This is a genomic window from Pseudidiomarina aquimaris, from assembly GCF_003987395.1.
Lineage (GTDB): Bacteria > Pseudomonadota > Gammaproteobacteria > Enterobacterales > Alteromonadaceae > Pseudidiomarina > Pseudidiomarina aquimaris.
Map to the genome: position 1 here is coordinate 1 of NZ_PIPT01000007.1, position 12,111 is coordinate 12,111.

9 protein-coding genes and 1 pseudogene are annotated in these 12,111 nt (G+C 48.1%); 4 read left to right on the top strand and 6 right to left on the bottom strand.

Annotated elements, in window-relative coordinates; translation table 11 throughout:
• Positions 1-101 precede the first annotated feature (101 nt).
• Positions 102-403 (top strand): annotated as a pseudogene (locus CWE21_RS09300) (transposase); the annotation flags it as partial.
• A 119-nt stretch (positions 404-522) separates the two neighbouring features.
• Here CWE21_RS09300 and CWE21_RS09305 read toward each other — a convergent pair.
• Positions 523-1,005: a hypothetical protein gene (locus tag CWE21_RS09305; RefSeq protein WP_126834173.1), complete on the bottom strand. Its 483-nt coding sequence runs from the start codon at positions 1,003-1,005 to the stop codon at positions 523-525.
• A 519-nt stretch (positions 1,006-1,524) separates the two neighbouring features.
• Positions 1,525-3,057 carry an RHS repeat domain-containing protein gene (locus CWE21_RS09310; protein ID WP_126834174.1) on the bottom strand — a complete coding sequence of 511 codons (1,533 nt, stop codon included), beginning with the start codon at positions 3,055-3,057 and terminating at the stop codon, positions 1,525-1,527.
• A gap of 447 nt (positions 3,058-3,504) precedes the next feature.
• On the opposite strand from CWE21_RS09310, the gene CWE21_RS09315 reads away from it, so the two are divergent.
• The gene (locus tag CWE21_RS09315) at positions 3,505-4,272 is read left to right on the top strand and encodes a hypothetical protein (protein ID WP_126834175.1); all 768 of its coding nucleotides are present in this window, start codon (positions 3,505-3,507) and stop codon (positions 4,270-4,272) included.
• 97 nt (positions 4,273-4,369) lie between these two features.
• Here CWE21_RS09315 and CWE21_RS09320 read toward each other — a convergent pair whose 3' ends face one another.
• Positions 4,370-5,419, bottom strand: coding sequence for an isopenicillin N synthase family dioxygenase (locus CWE21_RS09320; RefSeq protein ID WP_126834176.1), 1,050 nt, complete (start codon positions 5,417-5,419; stop codon positions 4,370-4,372).
• 119 nt (positions 5,420-5,538) lie between these two features.
• The gene (locus CWE21_RS09325) at positions 5,539-6,282 is read right to left on the bottom strand and encodes a ferredoxin--NADP reductase (protein ID WP_126834177.1); all 744 of its coding nucleotides are present in this window, start codon (positions 6,280-6,282) and stop codon (positions 5,539-5,541) included.
• Positions 6,283-6,389: 107 nt separating this feature from the next.
• Here CWE21_RS09325 and CWE21_RS09330 point away from each other — a divergent pair, with 107 nt between their 5' ends.
• Positions 6,390-7,019: a hypothetical protein gene (locus CWE21_RS09330; protein WP_126834178.1), complete on the top strand. Its 630-nt coding sequence runs from the start codon at positions 6,390-6,392 to the stop codon at positions 7,017-7,019.
• 2 nt (positions 7,020-7,021) lie between these two features.
• On the opposite strand, the gene CWE21_RS09335 is transcribed toward CWE21_RS09330, so the two are convergent.
• Positions 7,022-7,273 carry an accessory factor UbiK family protein gene (locus CWE21_RS09335; protein WP_126834179.1) on the bottom strand — a complete coding sequence of 84 codons (252 nt, stop codon included), beginning with the start codon at positions 7,271-7,273 and terminating at the stop codon, positions 7,022-7,024.
• Between the two features lie 129 nt (positions 7,274-7,402).
• On the opposite strand from CWE21_RS09335, the gene rep reads away from it, so the two are divergent.
• On the top strand, positions 7,403-9,415 hold the full coding sequence (rep, locus tag CWE21_RS09340) for a DNA helicase Rep (RefSeq protein ID WP_126834180.1): 2,013 nt from the start codon (positions 7,403-7,405) through the stop codon (positions 9,413-9,415).
• On the opposite strand, the gene CWE21_RS09345 is transcribed toward rep, so the two are convergent.
• On the bottom strand, positions 9,412-11,988 hold the full coding sequence (locus CWE21_RS09345; protein WP_126834181.1) for a sensor domain-containing phosphodiesterase: 2,577 nt from the start codon (positions 11,986-11,988) through the stop codon (positions 9,412-9,414). The two genes, rep and CWE21_RS09345, sit on opposite strands and share 4 nt — an antisense overlap.
• Between the last annotated feature and the right edge of the window lie 123 nt (positions 11,989-12,111).

The window sequence follows — 12,111 nt, forward strand, 5'->3', positions numbered from 1 at the left end:
AAAAGCCTCTTCAAGTCGCCCATCTTGAAAGTGTCCACTTCCCCTAAACTGACACAGACTTAATTAGAGTTTTCTGAGATGATAACCCTCAGAAGACGAAAATGAAAAAATCAAAATTTAGCGAAACGCAGATTGTTTCGATCCTTAATGAAGCAGAGCAAGGTCGCAAGGTTGAAGAGATATGTCGCAAACATGGTATTAGCTCTGCGACATATTATAACTGGAAGTCGAAGTATGGCGGTATGAGTGCCTCCGATCTGAAGCGCATTAAAGAGCTTGAAGAGGAAAACGCCAAGCTCAAGCGGATGTTCGCCGATGTGAGTCTTGAGAATCAAGCGATTAAGGAACTTTTTTCAAAAAAGGGCTGGTGACAGACGAGAAGCGAGACTGTGCTGCCTTCCTGGTTAAATTTGGCCTTTTTGAGTTTCAAAAACTGACCTTTCCGCTGAAATAACACCATATTTTCAATGAGATTTCTTTTTTTGTGACAGGCCCCGCGAGGGCGAAGCTTTGAATTCAAAATTACAGCACTACACTTTGGAGTAAAATATTGTCCTTACAGGTAGTTTCGAGCTTTGTCCTCGTGCAGCTTCTAAAACTTTTAATAAACTCGGTTATCAATACTTTATCATCAGAGGACATAGAAATATTGAGATCAACGGACGGGACTCTGCTGTCCGCTGGCTCGATCAAAATTCGATGATGTTGGTTATCAACTTTCAACGCTGAAACTAAATAACCATTGACACTCTCTTTTGAAAGATAGGCTCCTTCATAATCAAAAGAAGCAGGGTGATACCCCAAATAAATATTAACCTCATCTTCACTACTAAGTTTTATTTCATAAAAGCTAAAGTCCACTTGAGAAGTATACTTATACTCATCACCAGATTTCATTCCAAAGCAAGCTGTCCCGATGAAGACATTACAATAAGGATACAGCTTAGCGCTCGCACAAGTAGAGGCAGTCATCAAAATTAAAATTGACGCGAAAAGACTTTTCATAACTTTACCTCTCATTCTTTGCCCAATTCACATGACTCTTTATAGCTTCTTTAATATTTCAACTATTTGGTTGCGCCGGACTAAAATGCAGACTTTCTGACCAATATTGTCCACTTATACGGATATAGTATGCTCGACTGTCTTGTCCATATGTCGCAGCTTTATCTTGTTTACTAGTATGTTTGTAGTCTCCAAATTGATCGCCCCTGTAGCTCTCCGTCTCGGGGAGCAGTCATTTTTTTGTTCGAAAGATCTTACTGATCAATTTGACATCTAATATACAGGCAATAGCTACACCAAAAATGTACGAAAGCCAATAAGTATTGGTGGTTAGTGACTCAATTTTAAGAGCTACAAGGAATTGCTCAGAAAGACCTATAAGAGCAGACAAGCACCAAGTTAGAATCAAAAAGGCTAGGGAGAAAATTGAATCGTCGTACTGCATTTCAGTAACCTTGACAATGTAACTACCGATCGCGCCGAAAGCTGTTAATAATGTTATCGGATACCTTAAAATTCTCATGGTTTTTCAAACTCTTTTTTATCGAGTGGCTTGTCATACCCTGGTGTCGATACGGTAGGGGTAGGCGGAGTTGCTCCAACTGCCTTCAAGATTCCTGAAACATAAGAATTTGAGTTATTGCCCTCTTCCGAACTACTCGGGAAAAAGTCATAGTCAGCCTTATCGTCATAATTTCCATCTAACTCGAAAAGTTTATCAATAAACTCATCTTCATTCTTAAACGAGCTAGGAACCTTAACATCTAAGCCGCCAGAGTGAGGTGCAGCATCTGCCTCTCTATTGATATTACTAACTAAATTTTCACCCAGAAATCCTTCTGGGCCTGCTCCTAATGTGGCATATCTTTTTCCATCAGAGTCAAAATTTGAGAATATGCTTTTATCTAATCCGTTCTGGTTGTCAGGTTTTATTCTGATTAAGGTATGAGAGTGGCCGAAGGCTACTTCATGCCATTGTACTTTAATCTCTCTACCATCAGGGTCAGTATACTTATATGGGTTGTTATTCGCATAGGTATAACGATTAAACCCTTGAACACCTTGGAGGCTTACTAGGTGACCAATAGAGCCAACGGGATCATTGCTGTAAAACCGCCCAATCACTGGATCATAGTATCGTGCCTGCATATAACTCAAGCCGGTCGCATCATCTTTAATATGCCCGGTAAAGCCAGCTAAGTCTTGATTGGCAGAGACGTCATTAAGTGCTTCGCCGTAAGGCGTGTAGGCTTCCTGCCAGAGGATCGCACCGCTGCTGTCCGTTCCACTTTGCGCACTACCAAGGCTGTCGTGATGTAAATACGTCACGGCGTTATTGGTAATGCGTGCTAACGTGCCCTGTGCCCCGTGAATGTAATCCGTACTTTTGCCAGCATCGCGTTTATCGACATACACTAGCTGGCCGGCTTGGTCGTAGACGTTGTATATCGTCGCGCCATTTACAGTTTGTTTGACGCGTTTAAGATTGCCATCGTAAACATAGTTGCCGCTACTACTGCCACTAACGCCAATAGGCTGGTTCTCAGCATCATAGCTAAACTGCAAGGCGCCGGCGGCGGTGACATTGCCGCGACTGTCGTAGCTAAAGCTGCGCAAGCCAGAAGCGCCAGAGTCGTCACTTGTCACTAAGCGGTTCACGCTATTGTAGCTCAAGCCGACCGTACGCGAACCGAGCTGTTTCTGGCGCAGGTTACCTAGGGCATCGTAGGTATAGCTGCCACTTCCCCACAGACCACTGGCGCTAACCAAGCGACTGAGTCCGTCATAGCTATTGGCGCGTGAATTGCTCGGCACCGCGGCGTCGGTCAGTTGGGTTAAGTTGCCTCGCGCATCGTACGTCATGGACTGGTCAAGCGCGATCTGTGCGCCATCGCTTACATAAAGCTGCTGCGGTAAGCCGCGTGCATTCAGTGCTTGTGTAAACTGATGACCGTTAGCGTAAACAGCCTGAGCTAGACTGCCGTTCGCATGATAACTCATGCTTGAAGCCAACAGTGCGCCGTTATTGCGCACCGTTAAAGGGCGACCCAAGCCATCGTTGCTAAGTTTTATTGTTAATTTATTTGGTAACTAACGTAACAAGTAACATCACAAAAAAACAAATCAACTGTTGATTCACACTTGGTAGGATTTTTTTACCTCAAGACTCAGGTTTTAGGTCGATGATTGAGATTTTTTGTCGCAAGGCAAAGGTCAAAAATAGTGGGTTATAGGGGAGGTGTTCTGTGACCAGTTTTGTCGTTAAATGGTCTCAAAAGGACGAATATTTTATAGAAAGAAAAAACAGCAACACCATTTGAGCCCCTACCACGCCCAGCTTTGTCAATTTACCACGGTAACGGTGACTGCCCTCCGGAGGCAGAGGCCGCAGGTTCCTGAAAGTTCAAGAAGAAGTGTTAGAGATGTGTTTTATTGACATTGCGTAGAACCATGGATACTTTAGCATTTCAACTAATTTTTAACAGGTAGTTTACCTAGGTGTCTGCTTACTATAATAAACATTATCTTATCTTAGCTGCTGGGCTATTATCCTTCAGCTTGAAAACCCTTGCATCTCCGCTATTCAACGTTGCAGACCAAGTACAACCAGCGTCAAAAGTAGTTAAAGTGGTGACGATGACAAATGGGAAGTGGGGCTTACAGTTTAATGCTGATCCTAATCGCGCAACCGAAACAACTGACGCTAGCCTGAGTCAAAAAATAGACCTGTACGAACTTGCCACCTACAGAAATACACCAGAACAATTTCCGTTGGATCTGGCGGAGGTCGTTAGCTATTACTATGCGTCTGAAACTCATCATTTTACATTAGCGATGAGATACCCGGATAGCGAATCTGAACTTGAGCAAATCATCTATGACTTCTGTATTTACGACCTCGATCCAGCCGCAAAAACTCAGCTCTTTTGCAAATCCATGCATGTGCGCGTTAGCAAAGCTGAATTCATGAAATTATTAAAACAGTTCGGGGTCGACTACAAGGTCGTTAGTGGCAGCGTTTCAAAAAAAAAGTTAAACGGCCAAGATGAAGCACTAGAAAGCACTAGCATAACTCCTTTATTTTTTACGGAAGGGGACGACAACACTACTCCACCAAGTGAAGAGGATCCGCTTCAAGACTATATTGACCAGCTAATGGAGGAGTTAAGAGAGCTTTGCGAGCCAGAGCTGTGCATAGGGTACGGTTATGCCTTCACGAATAATAACCCGACGGGGACTACAGAGCTATTGAATAAGCTGTTATGAGGTTGGGGTCGTTAAGTTGTCTCAACAAGCGTGTCGCGATTCAATGGAATAAGCAAAGAATGCTCAACGCAGGTAAAAAGCGAGCAGACTCAAGCTCTCAAACCCGACACTCGTCACAGATATCAGCGGTAGGCAATTGTGCGAAACTTTTCGCTAGGAGGTGACGCAATGGTTTGTCGCAGTAGTGCTTTTTGGTCACATGCGGGTGCGAGCGTAGGCGCCCTTTTAACACGTTATTCCCTACGTCTGTCAGCAACGGATTGTTGGGGTCAATCGTCGGGCCCGATGCACGCGTTTTAAGTTCCGCTGGAAGGCTGAGCACCGGCACTGTTGCCGAAAGCTGCGCCGCCATAAAGAAGGCAATCGAATAACGCTCAACGCCTTGGGTAGGACTTTCCACTTTGTGGTTAGTGGCTTTTAAGAAACCATCGGAGGCCAGCTCTAGGAGCTCGCCAATATTGACGACAAGCGCGCCAGGAATAGGTTTCACGTCAATCCAATCGTTACCACGCTCCACCTTCAGGCCACTCTGGCCGTCTTGCATGACTAAGGTCAGATAACCTGGATCTTTGTGCGCGCCCACCCCTTGCTGAACAGCTTCTTGGGCTGGATAGCGGATAAGTTTGGCATGAGTATAGGGTTGCTCGCCGATGGTCGCATCGAGCGCGTTACGTTCAACACCCAACGACTCGCAGAGCTTCTGAAGTAGATTTACGGTGATGTGACTCATGTCCTGCTGAAGCTGTAAAAGCGCAGGCTTGAGTGCTGGCATTGCGGTTGGCCACACATTGGGACCGATAAGTTTTTGCCACGGATAGCGCAGATCTTTCGTCGCCAGCGCTGGCTCTTCATTCATCCAATCAAATTGCTCGCGAGCATCGAGTCGACCTGCGGTCATCTCACTACCGACCGCGTTATAGCCGCGAAAATGCGGCGAATGAATCATATCAACTTGCTGCTTGTCAGCATTTGAAAGCTGAAAGAACTCTTTGCTGAGCGTAAGGTACTGCTGCTGTTGATCGCTGTCCAGGCCGTGATCAACAAGATAGAAGAAGCCCACCTCACTTGCGGCATAACGCAATTGCGCCAGCCCTTCAGCAGAATCCAGCGATGTCATTGAAATAATCGGTAATGTCGCAGCGTGCATAAGCGCTCCTATCGTTGCCTGTCGTCACGTATCATTTCGTGACGCATCTCACTATAGGCCGCTGCGGGCAATTTATGAACGAACCAATCTTTCTAACTTAGATTGTTTCGCTATAGCGCTTACCAGTAGTGCTCTACCGTGACATTCCCCGGCTTACGCCGTAAGTTTTTCGGTAAGCCTTTATCGGCGAGTACCTGCTTCGCGTCGCGGATCATGTCGGGATTGCCGCAAAGCATTACCTGAGCATTTGTATCCAACTTGTCGCCGAGCGCTTGCTCGAGTTGGCCATCAAGGATCAATGCCGGGATGCGACCACGCAATGCCCCCGTCGAATCCTCGCGGCTGACGACAGGTTGGTATGAGAGCTGCCCTGGGTGCGCGGCTACCCAATCGAGGATTTGCGCTTGATAGGCTAAATCGTTGGCGTAACGGACGGCGTGGATCAGGTGAATACGTTTAAAGCGCTCATACGGGATTTTCGTGCTAAGCATCGATAAATATGGGCCAATCCCGGTACCGGTAGAAATAAGCCACAAACTGTCGCCTTCCGGCACTTCGTTTAGCGTAAAAAATCCAGTTGGCGGCTGACTGACTTGAATTTCTTGCCCAGCGCGCAAGTCATGCAACTTAGGTGAAAACTCACCGTCATGCACACGGTTCACTAAAAAGTCGAGAATCGGTTCTTGCGGGCCGTTGACCAGTGAGTAGGCGCGCTGGAAGCGTTGCTCGCCCTCCTGCAGGCCTAAACGTACAAATTGCCCGGCGATGAACTCAAAAGGTTCAGGAACCTTGACGCGCAGGCTAAAAAGCTCGTTATTCCACGCATAGTTCTCAACGACTTCGCCAGTCATCCATTGGGCCATGTTTTCACCTTTTGTGTTTCGTGTATCACTGAGCTAACTTTATTGATAGAGTACGCTTTTCTTTAATTCGGGGCTAGGTTATGCGCGGGAAAATATGGCTAGTTGCAGTGTTAACTAGCATTGCCATCAGTGGTTGTGGTGAACAGCAAAACCGTTCAGTGGTGCGCTATTCGCAACCGCAAGTGTGCGAGTTTGCCGACACCTTAGCGGCCCTCGATAGCGCGCAGCCCGATCCGAAGCAAATGCGCTTTTTAAATGAAACGTGGCGTAGCCTCGACCGCGAAGATCGCTTTCGCCCAGACGAAAAACGTGTCGCTGCCGAGCGTATGCAAGCACTCAATTATTACTTAGCGCAAGACACCTTACAGTTATTGGACAAAGTGCTGGGGATTACCGCAGAAACCTATGAAGAAATAGAAGCTCTACGCAGGTTTTCCAGCAACCCCAAAGAAATGAAAGTGCCTGATTCGATGATTCGTAATTACCGCAATGCGGTCCAAGCCTGTTGCGCCGATGCCGTGAGTCGCAATGCGACCGCGTTGTTGCGTGCCGACAAAGAATCGGGGTTATATGCAGTCGGCCGCCGCGCGTATTTTATGCAGCGCGACGTCAATGCCTTGCTCGATAGCGAACTTACGTTTGCCGACTATCGCCAGAAAATTGCCGCTGCCGCAGCGAAATTACCACCGGCGCCAGAGTTGCAGCTCAGTGCTGATTGGGTCACTTGCCGCAACTAAAATTAATCTTTGCTATTCGCGTCTTGCTGCAGCTGCTGGATCTGCTGCTCTAACTGCTCTACGCGTTGACGCAAGCGCAACAAAAGTTGCTGTTGGACGTCGAGCTCTTCGTGGGTGACCACGTCGAGTTTACCTAATTGCTGCTGCAGAATCGTTTTAATCCGCTGCTCTATGTTGCCAGCGAAGTCTTTTACGCCAGACGGAATGCTGTCGTTGATTTGCTTGGCGATGTCTTCAATTTTTTTCGCATCCATTTCAAACTCCTAGGGCGAATGTCGGAATAGTCTTTTAGCTTAGCAGGAGTTTGCGCTAAAATCTGCTGTTCTGTCGTTCAGCCACTAGGCTCTGTTGATAACCTTCTGTTGATAACCCAAAGGAACCTCATGCAGCTTAACCCGCGCCAGCAAGAAGCCGTGCAAGCCATAAGCGGCCCCGTTCTCGTATTAGCCGGCGCTGGTAGCGGTAAAACGCGGGTGATCACCGAAAAGATCGCTTATTTAATTACCAAGTGTAATTACCAAGCACGCCATATTGCTGCGGTCACGTTCACTAACAAAGCCGCGCGCGAGATGAAAGAGCGCGTGGGACAAACGCTCGGACGTCAGTATACTCGCGGTCTTACAGTTTCAACGTTTCACACACTTGGTCTCAGTATCATCCGCAAAGAAGTGGGGCAACTGGGGCTTAAGTCAGGTTTTTCGTTGTTCGACGATCAAGATTCTTTTGCACTGTTAAAAGCCCTGACTGAACCTGAACTTGATGGCGACAAAGAGCTATTGAAGCGCTTGCAAAGCACCATCAGCAACTGGAAGAACGCAATGTTGTCGCCGCAGCAGGCGCTGTCGCACGCGAAAACGCCCGACGAAGAAGAGTTCGCTGAATTCTATCGTCGCTATCAGCAGAACATGCGCGCCTGCAATGCGCTCGATTTCGATGATTTGATCTTGCTGCCGACCCAATTACTCGCCAGCAACGAGCATTCGCGTCAGCGCTGGCAGAAGAAGTTTCAATATCTGCTGGTGGACGAATATCAGGATACCAATACGTCACAGTATCAATTGGTGAAGCTGCTCGTCGGTGAGCGTGCTCGTTTCACTGTGGTAGGTGACGACGATCAGTCCATTTATTCATGGCGTGGCGCACAGCCACAGAATCTCGCGCTGCTGCAAAAGGACTTTCCCAGCCTGCAAGTTATCAAGCTAGAGCAAAACTACCGCTCACACGGGCGCATTCTTAAAGCCGCAAACATTCTCATAGAAAACAATCCGCATGTGTTTGACAAAAAGTTGTTCTCTGAAATGGAGTATGGGGTGCCATTACGGGTCATTTATGGCCGCAATGAAGAGCATGAAGCCGAGCGTGTGGTCGCTGAAATCGTCCGCCGTCGCTTCTTAGAACGCACGCCTTATTCGCATTTTGCTGTGCTCTATCGTGGCAACCATCAGTCGCGAATTTTTGAAAAGGCACTGCTTACCAACCGCATTCCGTATCGTATGACTGGCGGTCAGAGTTTCTTCGCGCGTGCTGAAGTCAAAGATATCATGGCGTATTTGCGACTATTGATGAACCCAACCGATGACACCGCCTTCATCCGTATCGTCAATGTTCCTAAGCGTGGCGTCGGTCCGCATACGGTCGAACGTATTGGCGAGTTGGCTCACGAGCTGCACTGCAGTTTACTTGAAGCGGCGCAGCACCAAGCGCTGAAGACCCGCCTTGGTAGCCGCGAGTATCAGTCTGTGCAGCTTTTCACGCATTTGATGGGGCAAACAGCTCGCCGCTGTGACGATAATCGCGACGTGATGCCCGCGCTCTATCATCTAATCAAAGAGATCGGCTACGAAGAATGGCTCTACGAAGCAAGCCCTAGCCAAGCTGCCGCGGAAATGCGCTACAAAAATATCAGCGAGCTCTTACGTTGGGTGGGTGAGATGCTTAAGGGTGACGATGAGCATGACCCGCTCAATTTTGAGCAAGCTGTTGCCAAACTCTGTTTACGCGACCTCATGTCACGCAATGAAGAAGAAGATGTTGGCGATCAGGTGCAACTGATGACGTTGCATGCGTCCAAAGGCCTCGAATTTCCTCATGTGTTTTTGGTCGGTATGGAGGAAGGTTTGCTCCCTCATCAATCCAGCATCGACGACAATATGGTCGAAGAAGAGCGTCGCCTGGCGTATGTGGGGATCACCCGCGCTCAACAGTCGCTGATTTTCACGATGGCGAAAGAACGCCGCCAATACGGTGACGTGATTCGCCCGGAACCCAGTCGTTTTCTGTTTGAGTTACCGCAGGATGACTTAGAGTGGGAAGGAAAAACACCCGTGACGGCAGAAAAAGAAGAAGAAACACGAGCGAGTGGTCTCGCTATGCTGCGCAGCGCCCTCAAAAATTAAATCGCTTCCTGCTTCGCCCGAGCAGGTAACCATCTTGGCTCGCCTAACTCTTTACCTACACCAATTTGCACGCCGGCTTTGCGTATGGCCGTTAATTGCGCCTGAGTATCGACCCCTGCCGCCGCTACCGTGATATCAAGTTCCTGGCAAAGGTTAACCACGTTGCGCACCATTACCCCAGCGCGCTCCGATGCTGCGGTTTCACTGACAAAGCGCGGATCAAGCTTGACATGCGTAAACGGATAATTAAGTAAATATTGCAAGGCTCCTGAACTACGACCAAATTCATTCAAAGCGAGTCCTACGCCGGCATCGGCTAAGGTTCGCAAGGCAGTAAGTTGGCGTTTTGAATTGTCACTCAGCTCGGTCTCACTAAACTCAAATACTAAGAGCTCTGGCCGTACGCCAGTCTTGCGGATGATTTCCAGTAAGGCTTTTACGTCCGCTAACTTATAAAGATGCTTGGTCGATAGACTGACGTAAATGGGGATTTGCAGCTCTTCGTCACGCACGATTTCGCAGCAGCGCGTCAACATCCAATGGTCTAGCTGCAAGATCATGCCGGTTTTTTCCGCGACATTCAGAAAACTTTGTGCGGTAAGCAACTGCTCGCCACGTTGCCAGCGTACGAGCACTTCGCGGGCACGTGCTTGACGTGTCGACAGCGAGACTAAATCGAACTGCTGTAATACGAAGTCTTGGTCAAACTGCGCATGGCGTAATTCAGTTTCACGATGCAAAGAGGCAACGAGATCTTTGTGAATACTTTCGTCAAATACCACGTATCGGCCACGCCCCATGCTTTTCGCTTGATACATGGCGGCATCAGCATCGCGCAATAAACGTTCGGCGGAATCGTTACGTGACTTGCACTCGGCAATCCCGACGCTGGCACCGGAGTAATGCTCGGTTTCACCGAACACGAACGGCTTGCGCATATGTTCAATGATGCGGCTCGCAACTTCACGTGCGTCGTCCATGTGCCGTATGAGGTTCAGCAAGATAACAAACTCGTCACCGCCTAGTCGCGCTACTGTGTCGTTATCGCGCACGCACTCCCCGATTCGACGACTGGCTTCAAGTAAGAACTCATCGCCCGCAGAGTGTCCAAGTGAATCATTGATATCTTTAAAACGGTCAAGATCGACAAATAACACGGCAAAATTATGACTCGGGAAGCGCCGCTTCTGATTCAGCGCTTGCTGCAAGCGCTCAGTGAACATCGAGCGATTAGGTAAGCCGGTCAAGGTGTCATGATGCGCATCGTAAAAGAGCTTTTCTTCAATCTTCTTACGGCGCTCAATTTCGTTGACTAACTCTTCGGTACGCTCTGCTACTTTCTTCTCGAGGAAGGCGTTCACGCGCTTCACTTCGTCGGCATTGCGGCGACGCTCTAGCGCAACAGCAACATGCTGGGAAACGAAGTTCAACACCTCAAGGTCATCTTGTTTGTAGTTGACCTCGTCTTTATAGGTTTGCACCGATAGCACGCCTATCACTTCGTCATCGACCACCAACGGCGAGCCGAGCCATTGGGTCGGTCGGCTACCGTAGTATTTGGTTGGACCCTCAACTTCCCCGGCTTTGACTAACTTACTGTAAGCCGCTTCGTCAATGTAAGCCGGCTGTTGAGTTTTAATCACATACTCTGTCATTCCCTTGCCTAACGGGCGGCGATCCACAAGTTGCTGATCACGTTCGTCGACATAATATGGGAAGTGGATATGACGCCGATCGTCGTCTAAGAGCGCGACAAAAAAGTTGTCGTTGTTCATGAGCTTGCCAATTTGCCCATGTAATTGCGAAAAGAACGTACTCATGTTTTCAGAGGTATTCGTTAACTCTGATATGGCGTACAACACCGCTGAAAGCTTCTCAGCACGTTTACGCTCTGCAATCTGCTCTTCTAAGTTGCGGTTAATGTCGCGTAAGTTTGCCGTTTGCCGATCAATCTCTTCGCGCATGAATTCACGTTGTTGGATACGCTCTAGGGCGTTAACGATATGCTGCGAGACGAACATAAACAGCTCTTTATCATTCGTCGTGTAGCCCACCTCTTCGGTGTAGCTTTGCACCACCATCGCACCAATCACGCGATCTCCGCTGCGCAGTGGCACCCCTAACCAGTCGACCGGTGGTGAGCCTAAGTCGCGGATTTCGCCACGCTCAACCAGTTCATTGAAGTTTTGTTCACTTAACAAAAAAGGTTCACTGGTACGCATGACATAGCCAGTGAGCCCCTGCCGAAGAACCTCAGCGGGAAATTCCTCATCGCTTGGCATGGCGTCATACTCGTCAACAAAGTAGACAAAGCGCACGGTATCGTCGGCATGATCGTAGACGCAAACATAGAAGTTCTTTGCCATCATAAGTTCATCAATGATGGCATGTAACGCTGGGTAGAACTCAGACATGTCGCGTGCCGACGAGGCAAGTTCAGAGATTCGGAACAGTGCCTTTTGCACCACTTCAGACTGGCGATACTTCAGAGCAATGTTTTTCAGGCGTGCAACAGCCTTGCGCAGGCGCGCAATTTCAGGATTGGCTACTTTCTTCGTTTGGCTGTTGCTCATCGGCTTATTGCAAGCTCTTTGTTCGTTTTTTAATCTTATTTTATGTTTTTTTGTGAACAAACATTCCTTCGATTATATCTTTACATTTATTTACAAGAAAGCATTTTGCCGAGTTTTTCGCCA